This window comes from Actinoallomurus acanthiterrae (assembly GCF_054775715.1).
On the sequence record NZ_BAAHCO010000001.1, the window covers coordinates 10,897,286 to 10,918,415 of the forward strand.

General features: G+C 68.3%; 18 protein-coding genes and 1 tRNA gene. 7 read left to right on the plus strand and 12 right to left on the minus strand.

The window, feature by feature from the left end; all coding sequences use genetic code 11:
- Positions 1-169 precede the first annotated feature (169 nt).
- The gene (locus tag ACYVF7_RS51390; RefSeq protein WP_460354353.1) at positions 170-2,371 is read left to right on the plus strand and encodes an MMPL family transporter; all 2,202 of its coding nucleotides are present in this window, start codon (positions 170-172) and stop codon (positions 2,369-2,371) included.
- Between the two features lie 110 nt (positions 2,372-2,481).
- Here ACYVF7_RS51390 and ACYVF7_RS51395 read toward each other — a convergent pair whose 3' ends face one another.
- Positions 2,482-3,633: a MerR family transcriptional regulator gene (locus ACYVF7_RS51395; protein WP_460354354.1), complete on the minus strand. Its 1,152-nt coding sequence runs from the start codon at positions 3,631-3,633 to the stop codon at positions 2,482-2,484.
- A 36-nt stretch (positions 3,634-3,669) separates the two neighbouring features.
- Entirely contained in the window at positions 3,670-4,521 is an 852-nt protein-coding gene (locus ACYVF7_RS51400) for an alpha/beta fold hydrolase (RefSeq protein ID WP_460354355.1), read from the minus strand.
- Positions 4,522-4,820: 299 nt separating this feature from the next.
- Between ACYVF7_RS51400 and ACYVF7_RS51405 the strand changes: the two genes are divergently transcribed.
- The gene (locus ACYVF7_RS51405) at positions 4,821-6,218 is read left to right on the plus strand and encodes an HNH endonuclease signature motif containing protein (protein WP_460354356.1); all 1,398 of its coding nucleotides are present in this window, start codon (positions 4,821-4,823) and stop codon (positions 6,216-6,218) included.
- 226 nt (positions 6,219-6,444) lie between these two features.
- Here ACYVF7_RS51405 and ACYVF7_RS51410 read toward each other — a convergent pair whose 3' ends face one another.
- Positions 6,445-7,815 carry a cystathionine beta-synthase gene (locus ACYVF7_RS51410; RefSeq protein WP_460354358.1) on the minus strand — a complete coding sequence of 457 codons (1,371 nt, stop codon included), beginning with the start codon at positions 7,813-7,815 and terminating at the stop codon, positions 6,445-6,447.
- Positions 7,816-8,037: 222 nt separating this feature from the next.
- On the opposite strand from ACYVF7_RS51410, the gene ACYVF7_RS51415 reads away from it, so the two are divergent.
- From ACYVF7_RS51415 to ACYVF7_RS51430, 4 genes are all read left to right on the plus strand, one after another.
- Positions 8,038-9,357 carry an outer membrane protein assembly factor BamB family protein gene (locus ACYVF7_RS51415; protein WP_460358555.1) on the plus strand — a complete coding sequence of 440 codons (1,320 nt, stop codon included), beginning with the start codon at positions 8,038-8,040 and terminating at the stop codon, positions 9,355-9,357.
- 327 nt (positions 9,358-9,684) lie between these two features.
- On the plus strand, positions 9,685-10,905 hold the full coding sequence (locus tag ACYVF7_RS51420; protein WP_460354359.1) for an acetyl-CoA C-acetyltransferase: 1,221 nt from the start codon (positions 9,685-9,687) through the stop codon (positions 10,903-10,905).
- Positions 10,906-11,141: 236 nt separating this feature from the next.
- The gene (locus ACYVF7_RS51425; protein ID WP_460354360.1) at positions 11,142-11,369 is read left to right on the plus strand and encodes a DUF4287 domain-containing protein; all 228 of its coding nucleotides are present in this window, start codon (positions 11,142-11,144) and stop codon (positions 11,367-11,369) included.
- A gap of 5 nt (positions 11,370-11,374) precedes the next feature.
- The gene (locus tag ACYVF7_RS51430; RefSeq protein WP_460354361.1) at positions 11,375-11,785 is read left to right on the plus strand and encodes a PPOX class F420-dependent oxidoreductase; all 411 of its coding nucleotides are present in this window, start codon (positions 11,375-11,377) and stop codon (positions 11,783-11,785) included.
- Between the two features lie 165 nt (positions 11,786-11,950).
- Here ACYVF7_RS51430 and ACYVF7_RS51435 read toward each other — a convergent pair whose 3' ends face one another.
- From ACYVF7_RS51435 to eno, 9 genes are all read right to left on the minus strand, one after another.
- A complete protein-coding gene (locus tag ACYVF7_RS51435) occupies positions 11,951-12,736 on the minus strand; it encodes a Bax inhibitor-1/YccA family protein (protein WP_460354364.1) in 786 nt (261 codons plus the stop codon).
- Between the two features lie 449 nt (positions 12,737-13,185).
- Positions 13,186-13,260 (minus strand) — tRNA-Leu (locus tag ACYVF7_RS51440).
- 99 nt (positions 13,261-13,359) lie between these two features.
- A complete protein-coding gene (locus ACYVF7_RS51445) occupies positions 13,360-14,733 on the minus strand; it encodes an NAD(P)/FAD-dependent oxidoreductase (protein WP_460354366.1) in 1,374 nt (457 codons plus the stop codon).
- 358 nt (positions 14,734-15,091) lie between these two features.
- Positions 15,092-15,916 (minus strand): uracil-DNA glycosylase, encoded by an 825-nt coding sequence (locus ACYVF7_RS51450; protein WP_460354368.1) that lies wholly within the window; start codon positions 15,914-15,916, stop codon positions 15,092-15,094.
- A 100-nt stretch (positions 15,917-16,016) separates the two neighbouring features.
- The gene (locus tag ACYVF7_RS51455) at positions 16,017-17,102 is read right to left on the minus strand and encodes a Ppx/GppA phosphatase family protein (protein ID WP_460354369.1); all 1,086 of its coding nucleotides are present in this window, start codon (positions 17,100-17,102) and stop codon (positions 16,017-16,019) included.
- Entirely contained in the window at positions 17,099-17,233 is a 135-nt protein-coding gene (locus ACYVF7_RS51460) for a hypothetical protein (protein ID WP_460354370.1), read from the minus strand. The genes ACYVF7_RS51455 and ACYVF7_RS51460 overlap by 4 nt, the downstream gene beginning before the upstream one ends.
- A complete protein-coding gene (locus tag ACYVF7_RS51465; protein ID WP_460354373.1) occupies positions 17,230-17,793 on the minus strand; it encodes a DUF501 domain-containing protein in 564 nt (187 codons plus the stop codon). Before ACYVF7_RS51465 ends, ACYVF7_RS51460 begins: the two co-directional genes overlap by 4 nt.
- Positions 17,794-18,062: 269 nt before the next feature.
- A complete protein-coding gene (locus tag ACYVF7_RS51470; RefSeq protein WP_460354375.1) occupies positions 18,063-18,485 on the minus strand; it encodes an FtsB family cell division protein in 423 nt (140 codons plus the stop codon).
- 12 nt (positions 18,486-18,497) lie between these two features.
- The gene (eno, locus tag ACYVF7_RS51475; protein ID WP_460354376.1) at positions 18,498-19,778 is read right to left on the minus strand and encodes a phosphopyruvate hydratase; all 1,281 of its coding nucleotides are present in this window, start codon (positions 19,776-19,778) and stop codon (positions 18,498-18,500) included.
- A 291-nt stretch (positions 19,779-20,069) separates the two neighbouring features.
- Between eno and ACYVF7_RS51480 the strand changes: the two genes are divergently transcribed.
- The gene (locus ACYVF7_RS51480; RefSeq protein ID WP_460354378.1) at positions 20,070-21,113 is read left to right on the plus strand and encodes an ABC transporter substrate-binding protein; all 1,044 of its coding nucleotides are present in this window, start codon (positions 20,070-20,072) and stop codon (positions 21,111-21,113) included.
- Positions 21,114-21,130: the final 17 nt, after the last annotated feature.

Sequence of the window (21,130 nt, forward strand, 5' to 3'; positions counted from 1 at the left end):
GTTAGTGCCTCGGGAGGGGCACAAGTGCACCGCGTCGTCCCTACCCAGGGATGAACCCTCTCCGCCATAGGGACTAGACCGGAAATCAACTGCCAAGGGGAGGTAAGGACGGCTTTGGCTGCCTACAGTCGGACGGTACTCAAGAACAATCTACGAAGGGGAGCCACCCGTGTTCGGATGGCTGGGGCGTGGTGTCGTACGGCACCCATGGTGGACGATCGTCGCGTGGCTCGTCGCGGCGGCCGCCCTGGTGGTGTTCGCCCCCAAAATGACCACCAAGTCCGACCAGCAGGCGTTCCTGCCGGGCAAGTACGAGTCGGTAGCGGCGTCGAAGCTGGCGGAGAAGGCCTTCCCGACCGGTGACCAGAAGTTCAGCCGCGAGATGGTCGTCGTCAAGCGGAGCGACGGGGGCGCGCTGACGACCGCCGACCAGCAGAAGATCGGCGAGGTCGTCAAGACCCTTCAGGCGAAGGCGATCCCGCAGGTCCAGCAGGTCGTCACCAGCCCGCAGATGCTGTCGCAGAACCACAAGGTTCAGCTCATCGTCGCGGGACTGCCCAACGGGTTCGACAGCAAGACGCAGACGAAGAACCAGGACGCCGTCAAGCAGATCCGCAGCGTGACCGCCGACCAGCTGAAGGGCAGCGGGCTGACGTACGGCGTGACGGGCAACTTCGCGTCCAGCCTGGACAACCAGAAGTCCCAGCAGCAGACGATGGCGCTGATCGGACTCGCGACGATCGTTCTCATCATCACGCTGATCGTGATCATCTTCCGGAGCCCGATCGCGGCGCTGCTACCGATCATCGTGATCGTCCTGGTGTCGCAGGTGGCGAACGCGGTCACCGCCTTCATCGGGAAGGCGTTCGACCTGAGCTTCGACGAGAGCTTCAACACGATCATCCTCGTCGTGCTGTACGGCATCGGCACCGACTACATCCTGTTCCTGCTCTTCCGGTACCGGGAACGCCTGCGGGCCGGTGAGGACAAGAAGACCGCGATGATCACGAGCGTCGAGCGGGTGGGCGAGGCCATCGCCTCCGCCGCGGGCGCCGTCATCGCCGCGTTCATCGTCCTGGTGCTCGCCTCGTTCAAGGCGTTCGGCGCACTCGGTCCCCAGCTCGCGATCGCCGTCGGCGTCATGTTCATCACGTCGCTGACGCTCGTCCCCGCGGTCGTGTCGCTGATGGGCCGCGTCGTGTTCTGGCCGTCGAAGTCGTGGAAGAAGGAGCCGAAGGCCGGACTGTGGGTGCGCGTCGGCAACGGCGTCGGGCGCCGCCCGGTCGTCGCCGCGGTCGCCTCCGGCCTCGTCCTCGCGGCCCTCGCCGCGGGCGCCCTCGCTTTCAAGGCCGACTACGACTTCCAGGCCGCGGCCCCGCAGAACACCGAGTCGGCCAAGGCGCTCAAGGACTTCCGGGCCAGCCTGCCGTCCGGTCTGACCGCTCCCACCGAGGTGTACGTCCAAGGCAACGGCCCGCTCGACAAGAGCGCGGTCCAAAAGTTCGACCAGACGCTGCAGGGCGCCAAGGGCATCGGCCAGGTGTCGCCTCCGCAGTTCAACACGGACCAGTCCGTCGCCAAGATCACCGTCATCCTCAAGCTGAACCCCAACTCGAACGAGGCGATCAGCCTGGTCAAGGGTCCGTTCCGGGACCTCGCCCACCAGAACGCGCCGCCGGGGACCAAGGTGCTCGTCGGTGGGACCACGGCCGCGTTCGCGGACATCAACGAGATCAACAACCGTGACCTGTCGGTCATCCTCCCGGTGGCGGTGCTGCTGATCGGCCTGATCCTCGCGCTGCTGCTGCGCGCGCTGGTCGCTCCGATCTACCTGGTGATCGCGGTGCTGCTCGGCTTCGCGGCCACGCTCGGCGCGACCGTCGGGCTGTTCCAGGGGATCGAGGGCAAGGACGGGCTGATGTTCCAGCTCCCGATCATCCTGTACCTCTTCGTCCTCGCGATCGGCACGGACTACAACATCCTGATGATCGCGCGACTGCGCGAGGAGGCACGCGAGGGGCACGACCCACGGCGCGCCGCCGCGCTCGGCATCCAGCATGCCGGACCGACCGTCGCGGCGGCCGGTGTGATCCTGGCCGGTACGTTCGGGGTGCTGACCCTGTCACCCGACTCGATGTCGGCGGAGATCGGATTCGGTGTCGCCATCGGCATCCTCCTGTCCGCCTTCGTCATGTCGGCGTTCTTCGTGCCGTCCATCACGGCGCTGATGGGGCACAAGGCCTGGTGGCCGGGGCACGGTGACGCCGTTCGCCGGCCGGACCGCCCGCGATGGAGTCGTACGACATGGCCGATCGTCGGAGCTGACCCAGTGGGTTCGCGCCCGTACGTGGCCATTGACAGCTGGTCGTAGCGTTTCATCGCAGTTGGAACGGTGAAGCCCCGGTGACGCAGTCGCGTCGCCGGGGCTTCTTCCGTTCTGGCGATTCCGTTGGTCAGGGGCCGTTGGTCAGGGGCCGTTGGTCAGGGGCCGTTGGTCAGGGGCTGCGTCGGGTGTTGCGGATCGACGGTGAGGTGTGGAGGCGGGGGGCAGGTGCCGCTTCGGGGCGGAACGCCGACCGGAGACGGGTCGTGGGCCGGAGATGGGACGTCGGTCGGAGGTAGGACCTTGGCTGAAGGCGGGACCTCGACCGGAGATGGGACGTCGGCAGCAGGCGGATTGTCGGCCGCCTTGAGCGCGGTCAGGAACCACTGAGCGGCCCGTACCGGGTCGGTCTTGGCGGGCCGGCCGTTGATCAGGGCTAGCAGTGTCCGGTAACGCGACACCCGGGCATTCGCGCCGATACGGAGACGCTCGGCGAGCCATGACCGGAAGTCCGCGTCGTCGCGGCTTCGATGAGCGTCGGCGAAGACGGCGACCAGCTCCTCGACGATGGGCCTGGCCTCCGCAGCCGTCGGCGAGATGCCGGTCGCGAGCGCCTTGCCCGCGAGCGCGACGGTGGCCTTCTCGGCCCGCTGCCAGCTCGCCGGATCGCCCCCGTCGGCGCCGGAGGCACGATCGGCCGCGTGTCTCTCGAAGGCCAGCCGAACGTCCGCGCGGAACCCTTCGTCACCGACCAACCGGGCCAGCTCGACCCAGGCCTCGATCTGTTCCGGCGCGGCGGCCTCCGGCAGATCGGGCAGCATCGATCGCAGATGAGCCGCGAAGCCCGGTTCCATGTCGAGCCCTCGGGTCGCCTCCTCGATGAGATCCGTCACCATCCGGCGACGCCGGTCGACGGACAGTCTGGCCAGCCGGTTCGCGCGTGCCATGTCGGCGGCGTCCGCACCGTTCGTGACGACGTGACGCAGCACGGCCTGGCGCACGCGCAGCGCCTGTACCTGCACTTCCAAGGCGGCGATCTGCCGATCGGCGACCTCGGGCAGTGTCTCCGCACCGGCGAGCACACGAGCGACCGTGGCCAGATCGACACCGAGGTCGCGGAGAGTCCGGACGAGCTCCAGCCGTGTCAGCGCCTCCTGATCATAGATCCGGTAACCGCCGGCCGTCCGGCCGCTGGGCGGAACCAGCCCCGCGTCGGAGTAGTAGCGAACCGTCGGCACCGACAGACCACTGAGCCGGGCCACGTGACCAATGGTGAAGTAGCCGTCCTCGTTCACACCGTCCAGCCTCACGCATTCCCCGCGGATCCGAAGCGTCCGAGCGTCGGCCTACGACGTCCGGCGTGCTTCCGGAGCCAGCCGGTCCAGAACCAGGCGGACGACCCGATCGGCATCCTCCAAGTGCACATCATGGCCGGTGTCGACGTCCACCACGGACAGCAGCGGCGTTACGGCCTCCGCTGCGGACAGTTCCTTGGCGAAACCCCGCTGATACGCCGGGAACACCGCGGCGACGTCGGATGGCAGCAGCTCGACCATGCCTCGCCCGGCCGATGCGACCACCACCAGCGGGCAGCGCGCCGCCCGGTAGGTAGCGAAAAGATCAAGGTTGCCCAGCTCGGCCACCAGTCGTGCCAGTGCGGGGTCACCGGCCTGGCGTACGGAGCTCTCGAGGAAGTCGCGCATGGTCGTCTCCGCGGCTCGCGCTGTCTCAGCGTCGAGCCCGTCGAACGGGCCGATCGGATTGGTGTGGCCGTCGAGATTCACCGCGAGAGGGCACTCCGGGTGTCGCGTCGCCCAAAGGGCCGCGACCAGCCCGCCCAAAGAATGTCCCACCACGGCCGGCCGATCCAGCCCTCGGTCCTCGACGACCGCGGCCAGATCCCTAAGCCCGGCTGCCCAGGACCACAGCCCCGGTCCGGAACGTCCGTGCCCCCGCAGGTCCGCCGTCACCACCCGCAGTCCGGCCTCTACCAGCGGAGGCACGACCAGCCGCCAGTCCTCCATGCTGCGGCCGCCCCCGTGCAACAGCACGACCGCATCGCCGGATCCGCCATGATCTCGAACAGCGAGCTCGACGTTCTCTGACATCACCCTGTGTTCCGAAGACGATGCGACTGCTTCGGGCATCACGCCTCCTGGTTCTCTGTACTGATCGATGCGCTTCTCTGTGCCGGCCAATCCGCAAATCCGGATCAGCGTTCGAGGTCTGCGTCGGCATCTGTGATCGGCGCCGCGTCCGGGCGTCCTCGGCGCGAGGTCCCTTAGCGGGTTCTGTTCGTCAGCTGACTCTGTTCGTCAGCCGGCTCTGTTCCTCAGCGGGCTCTGCGATCGACTATGAGGGCTCAAGTCGCTTGAGACTCAACCCACGACAGTCAGACCGAGTTCGTCGGTCGCGCCGCTTCAGAATCGGCGTCGGTTGTCCACAGGGCGATGCGACGTGCTGTCATCGGCGCCTCTACGGGCGATAGGAAGGTGGGGTGGATTCCGGCGAGGCGGGCTCGGGTGGGGCGGCATCGGCGGCTCAGGCTCTGGAATCGATCCAGGCGGGGCTGGCGATGCTGGCCGCCTGTGACATCGACGCCTCCACGGCGGCGGACATAGGCGAGGAGAGCGCGCTGATCGTCCGCGCGATCGGATGTCTGCAGCTCGAGGCGGCACGCAGACTCGGCAGGTTCGACGCGTTGGGCGGTCCGGGGGCCGATGGCTGCCCGTCCCTCACCGGGTGGCTGGGACGGCGATGCCGACTGCGTCCATGGGAGGCCAGACAGCTCGCCACCCTCGCGGCTCGCCGTTCCCTGCTGGCCGACACGCTCGCCGCCTTCGACGACGGTGAAATCGAATTCGGGGATGTCGCGACGATCGCAGAAGGGATCGATCGAGCCGCTGACACGATGACCGACTCCTGGACTCCCGAACGCGTGGCGGAGGCCGCCCAGCCGGCGCTTCTTGAGTTCGCCTCTGCGGGGACGCCGGGGCAGCTGCGCAAGGCCGCCACCCGGATCGCGGTGACGCTCGACGGCGAGACCGCCGAGCGACGCCGCCGTCAGATCGACCGGCAGGCGTTCCTCAACATCGGGCAGGGCATCGACGGCATCGGACTCCTCAGCGCCGAGATGGGCGCCGAGGACCTCGCCATCGTGGAGAAGGCGATCGATGCGTTCGCGCCCGCGCCGAACGCCGAGCTACCGCGCTGGCAGAACCTCCCCGGCCATCGGCGGCTGCGCGGGCTGGTCACCGCCTGCCAGGTCGCGTTGAAAGCGGCCGGGCGCCACGGTTACCGGGAGCGCGGCGGCGCCCCGGTGCGGGTCCACGTGATCGCCAGCACAGGCACCGTTGATCCCGAAGTGCCGGCCGCTCAGGCTCCAGCGGGCCGCACCGAGTTCGGCACCGTCCTGACCGCCGCACAGATCCGGGAGATGATCCAGCGCCACGACGCCGGGATCCATCAGATCTTCATCGGGCCTGACGGTTCGGTCGCCGACCGGTTCACCGCCGACGGGCAGCCACTCAACTGGGGCCGGACCCGTCGGCTTTTCTCCAGCGACCAACGCGACATCTACCTCGCCCTGCACGACACGTGTGCTGCGGAGGGCTGCGATCGGCCACCGGCTTGGGCTGACATCGACCACAAACAGCCCTGGGCGCAAGGCGGCCGCACCGACCTCGACAATGGTCAGCCGCTCTGCCGCTGGCACAACCTTCACAAGCAGAACCACGAGGACCGCGCGGGTCCCATCCGCCAGAAGCCGCCGGGCCCACCTGACGGCAAACCACCGGACGGCGAACCACCGGACGGCGAACCACCAGACGGCGAACCACCAGACGGCGAACCGCCACGCGACGAGCCACCGCGCGACGAGCCATCGGACGGCTAGCAACCGGGCTCGGACGACCAGAGGTTCTCAAGGTCGGCGCCGAGGGCTGCACAGGCACCGCTCGTTCAGAGTCAGCCTCTCACCATGTGCAAATGTTCCCCGTGAGGCAATAGGCCTCCTCACGGGGAACGACTACTCAGCGCGGGAACTCACCACGTGGGTGCGGGAACAGCCAGGTAGCACGTGGTACAGCCAGATAGCGCGTGGAACAGCCACGCAGCGGCGCTCAGCCGCTTGCGAGGAAACCGAGAAGGTCCTGCCGGGTGATGAGACCGGCCGGTTTGCCGTCGACGAGCACGACGGCGGCACCGGCGTTCTCCAGGACGCTCACGGCCTTGCTCACGGTTTCTCCTGACCCCACCATCGGCAGCGGCGGCGCCATGTGGTCTCCCAGCGGGTCCTCCAGAGCCGCCTTGCCGCTCACCAGCGCCGCGAGAAGGTCACGCTCCCCCACGGAGCCGACGACCTCGGCTGCCATGACGGGCGGCTCCTCCTTCATCACAGGCAGCTGGGAGACGTCGTACTCGCGGAGGATCGACACTGCGGTGCCCACGGACTCATGCGGGTGAACATGCACGAACTCCGGCAGCCCGGAGCCCTTCCGCGCGAGCACATCGGCGATTCGCGGCTCCTCGGTCTCGGAGGTGAGGAAACCGTAGTCGGCCATCCAGTCGTCATTGAAGATCTTCGACAGGTAGCCTCGTCCGCCATCGGGCAGCAGGACGACGACCACGTCGTCCGGACCGGCCTCGGCCGCGACTCGGAGCGCGGCCACGACCGCCAACCCGCAGGAACCACCGACCAGTAGCCCCTCTTCGCGCGCCAGCCGCCGGGTCATGGTGAACGAATCCTTGTCGCTCACGGCGATGACCCGGTCACAGATGTCGCGGTCGTACGTCTCCGGCCAGATGTCCTCGCCGACGCCCTCGACGAGGTACGGACGGCCGGTGCCGCCGGAGTAGACCGACCCTTCCGGGTCCGCACCGATGACCTGGACGCGCCCGCCCGAGACCTCCTTGAGGTATCGACCGGTTCCGGTGATGGTGCCGCCCGTGCCGATCCCGGCGATGAAGTGCGTGACACGCCCTTCGGTCTGCGCCCAGATCTCCGGGCCCGTCGTCTCGTAATGCGAGCGCGGGTTGTTCGTGTTGGCGTACTGGTCGGGCTTCCAGGCCCCCGGAATCTCCGCGGCAAGGCGGTCGGAGACCGAGTAATAGGAGTCCGGATGGTCAGGAGACACCGCGGTAGGGCACACCACGACTTCCGCGCCGTACGCGCGAAGCACGGCGATCTTGTCGTTCGCCACCTTGTCGGGGCAGACGAACACGCACCGATACCCCTTCTCCTGGGCCACGATGGCGAGTCCGACGCCCGTGTTGCCGGAGGTGGGTTCGACGATCGTGCCGCCCGGTTTGAGGGCGCCGGACTCTTCGGCGGCCTCGACCATGCGAACGGCGATGCGGTCCTTGACCGACCCGCCCGGATTGAAATATTCGACCTTGGCCAGGACCTGCGCCGTGGCTTCGGTCGTGACGTTGCGGAGGCGTACCAAGGGGGTGTCCCCGATGAGCTCCGTCAGCGAGTTGTGCACTTGCACCAGCGACGTCCCTGTCGTCGGCAATAGTTCTGCTCAGAAGGTACCTCACCTACCATCATCACGGTCCGTACTGCAGTCGTCGCGATTTGTTGTTACCGTCGGTCCACGCGTGGACGACCCCTCCGGGAGACGAGCATGGCGCCAAGCGGGCGACGGCGTGACGGGTGTTCCGGACCGCCCCCTCGCGCCTACCGGCGCCACGCTGGACGCTCACGGCGCGGCATCGCGGTCGCCTCCCTCCAGCTCGCCACACTGTCGGCCGCTCTCGGGTGCTCGGTGTCCGGTCAGGCTGATCCCACCTCCGCCGCCGCTGGATGGCAGGACGCATCCGCCGGTGTCGTGAGTCGGCCGGCGGTCGGCGGAGGCGTCACGGCGGTCACCTCACTCGACGGCGCAGGGCGGCTGTGGACGATCGTCTTCGACCTCGCCACCGGACGGCGCCTGTGGTCTCGGCCGGCCACGACGTCGGGCCGCCCGGCCGACCTGGGCGTCGTGCCGCCGACCGTGGCCGGGCCGCCGGACCGCGCCGTCGTGGGAAGCGTCGAGCCACGATCTTCCGGGGCCGCTGTGGTCGGCCGGGATGTCCGTACCGGAGGTCAACGGTGGGCGCGTCCTGTCGGGACGACGTTCGGGCCTACGCGGTGCGGTGACTCGCTTTGCCTGTCGGAGTTCACCGCAGGGAAGAACGCACGGTTCGCGGTACTCGACCCCGTCACCGGCGAGACGTCGTGGACCATGCCGGGCGTCGCCGAGGTCGAATGGGCCGATCGCCGACGCGTAGTGGTGTTCCGGATCGCCGCACATCCGGTAATAGAGGCTCACGACCTGGCGAGCGGCCGGTCGCTGTGGTCGTTCCCTGTCGAGCCGGCTCTCGGCGGCACGGTCGACCTGTCCGGCGGCTGGTCCTTCGGCACCCTCGACGACGACCTGATCGGCTACCTCGCTCCCTTCCGGGCACGCCAGGAGGCACCGCTGTCGGCGTTCGGATTCTTTTCGCTCCGCATGGAGGACGGCGCGCTGCAGTGGGTCCACCGCCGGTCGCTCCGGCTGTACCCGAGCGCCAATCCCGCCGTGGCGCTGCTGACCCGTGACGTCGACCCCAACGACCGCTATGGCGGTTTCACCCAGTTCAACCCACACACCGGCCGCGCCGTGGCCGCAATCCCGGCACCGCCGAACTCCGGCCCCGACCGGTGGCCCGCTTTCCCCGCCGACCTGTCAGCGCTGGGCCTGCTCCGACCAGGCCATCCCGGTCAGACGTACGACCTTCGGACCGGAGGGCTGATCGCCGGGCACGTCCGGGCGTGGTCGTTCTGCACGACGACACCGTCACCCCTGAAGATCAACGGAAGCACGGGGTTCTTTCCGATCCCCGCCGTATGTCCGTACGACATGATGACCGGTCGAAGGCTCGCGTCCACCGAACCGCCGCCTGGCTGGTACACCGGCGCCGTCGATGGTTGGCGAGTGTGGCGAGACGAACGCGGCGGTCTGCACGGTCGGCATGACGCCGAGGGCACCGTCCCGGGAATGCTCGGCTAGCCACGGGTGCAGCTGACGCGTCAGCCGCAGCGCAGGCCACGGGCAGGCCACGGGACAGGCCGCGACACAGGCCTCAGCGCAGGCCACGGCGCGCCGGATGCGACTCCCATCCGCCCGGCCACTCGACGGTCCTTGCGCAAGGGTGTCCGCAGATGCCCGGATGAATGAACGGCGGTTCGTGCGACAGCCAGACGCCCGCGGCATTGCCGAGTTGATGACCCTTCGATTGGCTACCCATCAGTAGGTTCGAGCGCCGATAGGCAGTAGCCTGCGAACGGGGCACAGGGCCATCGGTGCCCGGGTCGGCCAAGGAGGAGGAGTTCCATCATGCCTGAGGCTGTCATCGTCGCGACCGCTCGTTCCCCGATCGGGCGAGCGTTCAAGGGGTCGCTGAAGGACCTGCGTCCCGACGACCTCACCGCCCGCATCGTGCGGGCGGCGTTGGACAAGGTTCCGCAGCTGGATCCGAATGACATCGATGATCTTCTGCTGGGCTGCGGACTGCCCGGCGGCGAGCAGGGCTACAACATGGCTCGCGTGGTCGCCATCCTCCTCGGATACGACAACGTGCCGGGCGCCACGATCACCCGCTACTGCTCATCTTCCCTGCAGACCACCCGGATGGCCTTCCACGCCATCAAGTCCGGCGAGGCCGATGTGATCGTGTCGGCCGGGGTGGAGATGGTCAGCCGGTTCGCCAAGGGCAGTAGCGACGGTCTTCCCGACACCCAGAACCCTCTGTTCTCCGAGGCCCAGGCCCGTACCGCCAAACGGGCCGAAGGCAACGCGGAGACCTGGCGCGACCCGCGGGAGGACAGCACGCTTCCGGACGTCTATATCGCGATGGGCCAGACGGCGGAGAACGTCGCCCAGCGGCGTGGCGTCGGCCGCGCCGAGCAGGACGAGTTCGGCGTACGCTCGCAGAATCGCGCCGAAGAGGCGATCAAGAACGGCTTCTTCGAACGCGAGATCACGCCGGTCGAACTTCCGGACGGGACCGTCGTCGCCAAGGATGACGGCCCGCGCGCCGGTACGACGCTGGAGAAGGTCTCGCAGCTCCAGCCGGTCTTCCGCCCGGACGGCACCGTCACCGCGGGTAACTGCTGCCCGCTCAATGACGGTGCGGCCGCGGTCATCGTGATGAGCGACACCAAGGCCGCCGAACTCGGCATCACCCCGCTTGCCCGCATCGTCTCCTCTGGCGTGTCGGCGCTGTCGCCGGAGATCATGGGACTCGGGCCGGTGGAGGCGTCTCGGCGTGCTCTGAAGAACGGCGGCCTGACCATCGACGACATCGATCTCGTCGAGATCAACGAGGCGTTCGCCGCACAGGTGATCCCGTCGTACCAGGACCTGGGTGTCGACATCGACAACCTGAACGTCAACGGCGGCGCGATCGCCGTCGGCCACCCGTTCGGCATGACCGGGGCGCGGATCACCGGCACGCTCCTCAACGGTCTCCAGTGGCACGACAAGACCTTCGGCCTGGAGACGATGTGCGTCGGCGGGGGCCAGGGAATGGCGATGGTCTTCGAGCGTCTCAGCTGAGCCCGGGAGCTACGGCGCAGGACCGGGCGCTCGTCCCGCTGGGCGGCCAGTTCACGAGAAACCCCCCGGCGGGACACCGTCGCCGGGAGGTTTCGTTAGCAGTTCGTAACTTATCAGGGACGCTATGCAATCAAGGATCTACGTCCCGTGACAGAAAGGTCTCCCTCGGGGGGTTGTGTGATTGGGATCGCTGTTGCAGAGTCTTCACAAGCAGCACGCCCAGCCAGGAGGTGCCTATGTCCTTGAACCACTCACCGGAGACGCACAAGAATCTCATCGCACGCATCCCGAAAGTCACAGGACGTGACCTCCCCGAGTGGTTCGAAGCCATCGATAACGGCCCCGCCTTCCTACGATGCGACGAGCGGGTCAACTGGCTTGCCGACGAACACGGGCTAACGCACGGGTACGCAGCCGCCCTCGTGCACGAACACGAGCTGCACCGCCGCGCCATCCGGTTCTGAGCAGGGTGGACCGGCACAGGGCGCTCGACTTCATCGCGAAGCACCATCGAGCGGTGATGGTGACGTCGCACGCCGATGGACGCCCGCAGACCTCACCTGTTCTCTGCGCGGTCGATGACGCGGGTCGGGTCGTCGTCAGTACCCGAGAGACCGCGGTGAAGACGCGCAACGTGATGTGCGAGTCTCGCGTGACCTTCTGCGTCTTCACCGATGCCTTCTTCGGCGAGTGGATGCAGGTCGACGGCGAAGCCGAGATCGTCCGTCTGCCCGAGGCCATGGAGCCTCTGATCGACTACTACCGGAAGATCTCCGGCGAGCATCCCGACTGGGATGACTATCGCGCCGCGATGGAACGAGATCGCCGGGTCGTCATCCGGGCGACGATCACCCGTGCCGGCCCCGACCTTCACGGTTGACATGACGCTGACGCCCCCGCACGAGCGCGGGGGCGTCAGCGTATTTGCTCCATCCGGCCGACGACTCGGCCCGGACACCGGGCGTCCGGGCAACGGCGTACCGAGCCGGCTCGGCGTACGGCGCCGATGCCCCGTGCCCGAGTGACACGGCTCCGCCGCCGTACGTCAGTCGCGACTGTAGAAGTACGACAGGAACCGGAGCAGTTCCAGATAGATCCAGACCAGGCTCAGGGTGAGTCCGAACGCAGCGAGCCACGAAGCCTTCTCCGGGGCGCCGGAGCGGACGCCGTCCTCGATGGAGCTGAAGTCCAGCAACAGGTAGAGACAGCCGACGAGGATCGCTGCGACGCTGAAGATGATGCCGAGCGGACCGTTCTCCCTGATCCCGATGCCACCGACGTGGAAGATCGATACCAGCAGGTTGAGCACCATCAGGCCCACGAGGGCGAGACCGGCCGCGATCACGAAACGCACGAACTTCGGTGTGACGCGAACGATCCGTAGGGCGTACACCGTGAGCATTGCGCCGAAGGCCAGCGCGGTCCCGACCACGGCCTGGAGGACGACCCCGTTGTAGACGGAGTTGTAGGCGTGGCTGATCACGCCCACCGCCACACCGTACGAGGCCGCGAAGCCCAGAACGAGGACCGGATTGACCTTGCGGCCGAACGTCAGGATCGCCCAGAAGATCAGACCGACGACCACGGCCGCGACCGCGACGGCGTTCGCGATGCGCTCCGGTACGAAGACCCATGCGAGTGCGCCGGCCGCGACGAGTGTGCCGAGCGTCAAGAACGAACGCACGACGACGACGTCGATGGTCATGGTCCGGGGCGGCGCATACGCGGGCGCGTTGTACATCGCCTCGAGCTGGTAAGCGCTCGGCGCTGCTCCCGATGCCTGCTGCCCGAACGCGCCACGCCGGGAGAAGACCGGATTTCTACTCTCCATGCAATACCCTCCCGACTCGTTGTCGATCACGTTAACGACCGGTCGTGGTCACCGTGTTCCCGCCACCACGGCGGGTCACCCACCACTCTGCATGTGAAACAGCTGAGTGGTCCGACGTACTCCGACGAGCATTCCCCCCGGACAGGGTCGATGACCCTCACAGAGCATCCGCGCAACGTCGGCCGGACCGAGCGCCGGCCAACGGCGACCGGCGACCGGCGACCGGCCGGCGACCGACAACCTTCTCCGCGAGCGGACACCCACGGCAGCGCTCACGTCATAAGAGCCGGAGGCCGCCGGTTTATACCATGGATCACCGGGATCGGCACGGCCGGTATCGGTCGTGAATCGGCAGACCGATACCGGCGGTGCCGGCAGGCAGATAAGCCTCCCCAGGCACCTTGGACCAAACATGTCGACTCTGCCGTCGACAACTGTCAAGGCAACAGTGCCCCCGGTCGGAGTCGAACCGACACAACCGACTCTTTTAGGGAGTCTGCCTCTGCCTGTTGGGCTACGGGGGCGGCGTAATCATACCGGGCATGCGCCAATAAGGGACCACCCAGTAAATGCGAAAAATAACGCTAATTAGTGCCGCGCCCTAAATGCAGACCGAATACCGCTCAGTCTTTCCGTGCCGCGAGCTGGAACTCTTCGCGTGGCCGCTGGATAGCACCGAGTGACACGACCTCACGCTTGAAGAAGACGGCGAGGGTCCAGTCGGCGGTCACCCGCGTCTTGCGGTTGAAGGTCGGCACCCGGGACAGGTGGTACGTACGGTGCATGAACCATGCGAGGAGACCACGCATCTTGATCCCGTAGATCTGGGCGACGCCCTTGTGCAGGCCGAGGCTCGCGACGGATCCGGCATATGCGTGTTTGTAGGGCTGCAGTTGCTTGCCCCGCAGCGACGCGACAACGTTGTCTCCCAGAGTCTTGGCCTGCCGAACCGCGTGCTGGGCGTTCGGCGCGGTGAACGCGCCGGGTTTCGTCAGGTCGGGGACGGCCGCAGTGTCGCCTGCGGTGAACGCGTCGGACACGCCTTCGACCGTCAATTCGGCGGTCGCTTTGACCCGACCCTTCTCATCGACCGGAAGGTCGGTCTGCTTGACAACGGGATTGGGCTTCACGCCGGCCGTCCAAACGAGGGTGCCGGCATCGAATTCCTCTCCATCGCTGAGCACGATGTGATGGCCTTCGGCGGACTTGAGGAGGGTCTCGAGCTTGACCGCGATACTGCGCTGACGCAGCGCCTCGACGGTCCACCGGCCCATGTCCGCACCGACCTCCGGCAGAATGTGGTCACTCGCCTCGACGAGGGTCCACCGCATGTCGGAGGGCTCGATGTTCGGGTAGTACTCGCAGGCGTCGCGGGCCATGTCCTCGAGCTCGCCCAGTGCCTCGACGCCCGCGAAGCCGCCGCCCACGAAAACGAAGGTCAAGGCCCGCTGCCGTGTCTGCGGGTTGGCGGTGGAAGCCGCGATGTCGAGCTGGGCGAGGACATGGTTGCGCAGGAAGATCGCCTCACCCACCGTCTTGAAGCCGATGCCGCATTCGGCGAGGCCGGGAATCGGCAGCGTTCGGGAGATCGATCCCGGGCAGAAGACGAGGGTGTCGTAGGACAGCACGCGCGTCTCCGGTGACCGATCCGCCTGGCCGCCGCCCACCCCCTCCGCGGAGGCACTGCCCACGATCTCGACCCACGCCCGGCGGCTCGCGTGCTCGATGCGGGTGACGCGGCCGTTGAGGATCGTCGCTCGCGGGAGCACACGTCGCAGCGGGACCACGACGTGCCGTGGCTCGAGGTTGCCCGCCGCCGCCTCCGGCAGGAACGGCTGGTAGGTCATGTACGACTGCGGATCGACGACTGTGATCTCGAACTCACCGCGTTTGAGCTCCCGGCGCATCTTCTGGTGCAGTCGGAGGGCGGTGTACATGCCGACGTAGCCGCCACCGACGATGAGCACGTGCTTGGCCATACCGGTTTCGGTACCCATGGGATCCTCCCGAAACTGCGCCGTACTTTGTGAAAGTTTTCACAACCTACGCTTTTACCGTACTCCTGGACGATCCACGATGGGAGAGCCGGCCTTGTGAATCACATCACGCACGAACCACTGGCCCTGATGCCGCGTCAAAGAGGGAGAAAGAAGCTGGACCGAGTGACCGGCGGGGCCACGGGGGCTGTCCAGTGGAAGCGGGGGCTCCACTGGACATCGCTCCGCCCGTCACTCGCCCGGCCTGCCCGCTCGACCCGGACCCCCGGAGCGGACGCGAGACCCGTCCTCCCGCTCAACGCGTACGTCCTGAGTCCGTACGGGCGCACCGCGCTCTCGCAGCCCCAGCCGGGAAGACTCAGCCGGACCGGTCCCCCGCAGACCCCGCGTACTCCCGGGCCCTGAGGAACACGGCGTCGAGCATTTCCTCGGTCACCCGCCCGGTGAAGGTGTTCTGCTGGCTCGGGTGATAACAGCCCAGGAGGAGGGTCGATCCCCCACCTGGCGCCGTCAGCGGAACCTCGACTCCGTGACCGAACGCGGGCCGGGGTCTGGGCACCGCGTACCCGGCCTCGGTCAACGCCGGCCACAGCGCCTGCCAGCCGTACCCGCCCAATACGACGATCGTCCGGACGGTCTCGGCCACGAGCCGTAGTTCCCGCGCCAGCCAGGGGAAGCAGGCGGCGCGTTCGGCCGGCGTCGGCTTGTTGGCGGGCGGCGCGCAGCGTACCGAGGCGACGACACGGGCACCGAGCAGCCGCTGGCCGTCGCCGGCATGGGTGCTGGTGGGGATCGCCGCCAACCCGGTCCGATGCAGCGACGCGAAGAGCCAGTCACCGCTGCGGTCGCCGGTGAAGATCCGTCCCGTGCGGTTGCCCCCATGGGCGGCGGGTGCGAGACCGACGATGAGGACGCCCGGCTCGGGGTCGCCCCAGCCGGGCACCGGCCGTCCCCAGTACTCCTCGTCCGCGTACGCCCGGCGGCGTTCGACCGCGACCTGTTCGCGCCACTCGACGAGACGGGGGCAGGCGCGGCACACCGACTGCCGGGCCACGAGTTCGGCGAGCGTGGGCGCGGCGGCCGCGAGGGCACGGACGTCCTCGGAGGTTCGCGCGACGGGCGTCTCAGGGGTGGCCGGATCCTCGGGATGCCCGGACCCCGGGGGAACAAAGGGGGCGTTCATCCCGTCAGACGTACCCTCCGGCATCCCATCAGACATGTCCTCCGGCATCCCGTCGGACATACCGTCCGGAACCCCATCAGACATCCCGTCCGACATCCCGTCAGACCAGCGACCAGGCGATGCCGTCGAGGATGTCCCGCTCGCTCACAACGAGGTCGGCGAAGGCATACTCGCGCATGATGCGGTCGAGGATGAGCGCTCCGGCACCGATGACGTCCACCCGTCCAGGGTGCATCACGCCGATCCGGCTGCGCTCGTCGCGTGTCGAGCGGAGCAGGGTCCGGGTCACGTCGTGCACCTGCCGCGCCCGGATGCGAGACAGGTGGATGCGCTCCGAGTCGTACTCGGGCAGGCCGAGTGCGATGCCCGCCACCGTGGTCACCGACCCGGCCAGGCCGACGAGGGTGCGCGCCTCGGTGACGGGAACGGCGGGGAGGTCACCGGGGGCTCGGTCGGTGCCGGGTTCGCGCGGGGGTGTGGCTTCGGTGCCGACGCGGGCGCTCACCGCCGGATCGGCGGCGGCCGGGCCGCGTCCGGGGAGCCCGTTCGGACTCGCCGGCTCCGGCTCCGCCTCGCCGTAGCGCACGCTGGCGAGGGCGGCGTCGATGTCCGCGACGGCCGCGGCGACCTGTTCGGGTGAGGGCGGATCGGAGCGAAGGTGCCGCTCCGTGAGCCGCACGCAGCCGATGTCGACCGAGCGCGCGGCCTCCACCTCGGTGGTGCCGAAGACAAACTCGGTGGAGCCGCCGCCGATGTCGACGACGAGGTACGGGCGCATGGGCCGGAGCGACGACAGGTCCTTGGTCGCGCCGATGAACGAGAGGCGGGCCTCTTCGTCGCCGGAGATCACCTCGGGTTCCACTCCGAAGATGTCGACGACGCCCCGGACGAAGTCCTCGCGGTTGGTCGCGTCACGGGTGGCGCTCGTGGCGACGACCCTCGTTTTGATCGGAGTGCCGGCGACGTCGTGCGCGGCGATCAGTTTCGCGTAACCGCGCATGGCGGCGAAGGTGCGGTCGAGCGCTTCGGGAGCCAGCCGGCCGGTCTCGTCGACGCCCTGCCCGAGACGGACGATCTCCATTCGCCGTTCGAGGTCGGTCAGCCGACCGTCCGCGATGTCGGCGATGAGCAGACGAACCGAGTTCGTACCGCAGTCGACCGCCGCGACGCGTGTCGCTGTGCTCACGATCCGTTCGCCTCCCGGCGCACTTCGTCGGCGCGGCGGCGCCGCGCTCCGTCACCTCCGGCCGAGCCGCCCAGGCTCGGCTCCCCCACGGCGTCCGTTTCGGCCGCCGCCCCCGGCGCAACCCAGATCATGACAGTCCTTGACTCTCTTCGTCACCCGTTTCCGAAGACAGTTCACCTTCGGGACCGCTGAGACCAGGCCCCGCGCACGGACCGGTACGCCACCACTCGGGCAGTGCCGCCAGCGCCTCCCCGCCGAACGGATTCGCCCCGGGTACGGCGAGTTCGTGGGCGACGAGGGCGTGCAGGCACTTGATCCGGGTCGGCATGCCCCCCGCGCTCTGCGTTCCTTCGGGGAGAGGCTCGACGCCCTCTTCCTCGGCGGCGACATCGCGACGGTCGAGATAGTCGCGATGCGCGGCCTCGTACGCCGTGGCCAGTTCCGGATCGGTGGCCAGCCGGGACGTCATCTCGCGCATCAGCCCACTGGCCTCGAGCGTGCCGATCGCCGAGGCCGCCTTGGGGCAGGTCAGGTAGAACAGCGTCGGAAAGGGCGTGCCATCGGACAGCCGCGGCGCGGTCTCGACGACGTCGGGCAGCCCGCAGGGGCAGCGATGGGCGACCGCCCGCAGCCCCCGCGGCTCACGACCCAGTTGTGCGGTCACCGCCGCCACGTCGCGTTCATCGATCACCGGTACGTCCTCCGGAGTCACCCGACAGGTCCCGCCTGCCGGCCCACGCCCGCACCGCCGGAACCTGCATCCACCGAATCCTGCCCTGTCGAATGTGCACCCTCTCCAACCGATCATGGCCGGAACCCGCGCCGGCCAAGCGAACCGAGCCGACCACCCGGACGAAACCGACGAAGTCGACAGCCACTCGAACCGCACGACGGTGGAACCGACCCAGCACCGCCGCAGGCGCTGCGCCGAGTCCGAATGCCGACTGAAAGGGTACGCGGTCAGCGATGGCGATCGGCCGCGTCCACCGACCGCCACAGGGTGACGTACCAGGGCGGGGTGGGCGCCCGCCGCTTGTGACCGGCGTCCTGGCCGCCGCTCTGGCCCCCGCCCAGCACCACGTAGCACTTCGCCCCCGGGTCGCACATGTGCAGCCGCCGGCGGGCCTCCCGTTTGATGTACGACTCGTCGCCGAGCCGCTGCTTCTGCTGGGAGAGTTGTTCGACCTGAGCCTGCGCCACGCGCTGCTGCACGCGCAGCTGGGCGATCTCCCGGCGCTGGGCGATGTACTCCCGGACGGGGTAGGCGAGGCTCAGGGCGATGGCGCATGCGACGACCGCCAGGATCGCGGCGCGACTCGTCAGATGAGTCCGCCGCGCGTCCCTGGCGTTCCGCTCAGGCGGTCGCCGCTTCGCCTCGGCCATCGGAGCGGGCTCTCACTCCCAGTTGAACCGGGGGAAGGCCGCCGCGCCGGCGTACCGCGCGGCGTCGTCGAGGAGCTCCTCGATGCGCAGCAGCTGGTTGTACTTGGCGACCCGGTCGCTCCGCGCCGGGGCGCCGGTCTTGATCTGGCCACAGCCGGCGGCCACCGCCAGGTCGGCGATCGTGGTGTCCTCGGTCTCGCCCGAACGGTGGCTCATCATCGTGCGGAAGCCGTTCATGTGGGCGAGGGTCACCGCGTCGAGGGTCTCGGTCAGCGTGCCGATCTGGTTGACCTTGACGAGGAGCGCGTTGGCCGATCCGGCGTCGATGCCGCGCTGCAGGCGCTCGGGGTTGGTCACGAACAGGTCGTCGCCGACGACCTGAACGCGGGACCCCACGGCGTCGGTGAGGGCCTTCCAGCCGCTCCAGTCCTCCTCGGACAGGGGGTCCTCGATGGAGACGAGCGGGTACGCGTCGAGCAGCTCACCGTAGTAGGCGGCCATCTCCTCGGCGGACCGCTTGCCGCCCTCGAAGGCGTACGCGCCGTCGGAGTGGAACTCCGTCGCGGCGACGTCGAGGGCGAGCGCGATGTCGGTGCCGGGCCGGAAGCCGGCCCGCTGGACGGCCTCGAGGATCAGGTCGAGGGCGTCGCGGTTGCTCGGCAGCTCGGGGGCGAAGCCGCCCTCGTCGCCGAGCCCGGTCGCGAGGCCGCGGCCCTTGAGCACGGACTTCAGGGCGTGGTACGTCTCCGCGCCCCAGCGAAGCGCCTCGCTGAACGTCGACGCGCCGATCGGCGCGACCATGAACTCCTGGATGTCGACGTTGGTGTCGGCGTGGGCGCCACCGTTGAGGATGTTCATCATCGGCACCGGCAGCAGGTGGGCGTTGGGCCCGCCGACGTAGCGGAACAGCGGAAGGTTCGCCGCGTTCGCCGCCGCCTTGGCCACCGCCAGGCTGACGCCGAGGATGGCGTTGGCGCCGAGGCGGGACTTGTCCGGGGTGCCGTCGATGTCGATGAGTCGCTGGTCGATCAGGCGCTGGTCGTCCGCGTCGTAGCCCAGCAGCTCGGGGGCGATCTCGTCGCGCACGCCGAGCACGGCCTTCTCGACGCCCTTGCCGTTGTAGCGCTCGCCGCCGTCGCGGAGCTCGACCGCCTCGAACTGGCCGGTCGAGGCGCCGCTGGGCACTGCGGCGCGTGCTTCGCTGCCGTCGTCGAGCAGCACTTCCACCTCGACCGTGGGGTTACCACGCGAGTCGAGGATCTCCCGAGCCTGTACGACCTCGATCGACGACACTTGAGCTCCTTGTGATCACTGCCAAACGTTTCAGCCCTGAGCCTAGCCAACCCGGGTAGGGCGGTCGTGCAACGCCACCCCCGTTGTGCCTTTCCCGTCCGGTGGCGACCTCCGATGGCCGGATCGAGCCACGGGAAACGCCGCCCGTACTGACGAGCGCCCAGCTGGCACCCCTTCGCCCCGTAGCCGGACGGTTACTCCGATATCGCGGCTACTTGACGCTTACTTCATGCACCTTGTCTACTTAAGCGACCAAACAGACCTGTTCGATAGATAAAATAGGGAGTCACGATGAAACCGCGGTTCGCGGCCTTCGCCCTCGCCCTCCTCGCCGGCACCGGGCTGCTCACCGCGTGCGGCGGCGGCGACAAGGCCTCTGGTGCCTCCTCCGGCGACGACACCACCGTCAAGCTCGGCTTCTTCCCGAACATCACCCACGCCACGGCGCTCGTCGGCGTGCAGAAGGGGATCTTCACCAAGTACCTCGGCAAGGCGCCGAAAACGTTGACGTTCAACGCCGGTCCGGCCGCCACCGAGGCGATCTTCTCCGGGGCGGTGGACGCGACGTACGTCGGCCCGAACCCCGCCATCAACGCCTTCGTGAAATCGCACGGCCAGGCCATAAAGATCATTTCGGGTGCGGCCAGTGGCGGCGCCGCCCTGATCGTCAAGCCGTCCATCAAGTCCGCCGCCGATCTGCGCGGTAAGAAGATCGCCACTCCGCAGCTCGGCAACACCCAGGACGTCGCCCTGCGCTACTGGCTCAAGCAGCAGGGCCTCAAGACGGACAAGGCCGGCGGTGGCGACGTCCACGTCGTCCCCCAGGACAACTCCCAGACCCTGCAGGCGTTCGCGCAGGGCCAGATCGACGGGGCGTGGGTGCCGGAGCCGTACGCCTCCCGGCTGGTTCTGGAGGACAAGGGCAAGAAGCTGGTCGACGAGGCCTCGCTCTGGCCGGGCGGCAAGTTCGTGATCACCAACCTGGTCGTGCGCACCGAGTTCATGAAGAAGCACCCCGACCTGGTGAAGAAGCTGCTCGAGGCGCAGGTCGAGGCGACCGACTACATCAACTCCGACAAGGCCGGCGCGGAGCAGGCCGCGAACGCCGAACTGGCCTCCCTGACCGGCAAGCCGCTCAAGCAGGCCGCCCTGGACGCCACTTTCAAGAACGTCACCTTCACCAATGACCCGATCGCGTCGTCGCTGAACGCGAGCGCCCAGCACGCCGAGGCGGTCGGCCTGCTGGACCACGTCGACCTCAAGGGCATCTACGACCTCGGTCCGCTCAACGAGGTCCTGAAGTCCAAGGGCAAGCCGGCGGTGAGCGAGTCCTGACAGGACGCTCACGCGAG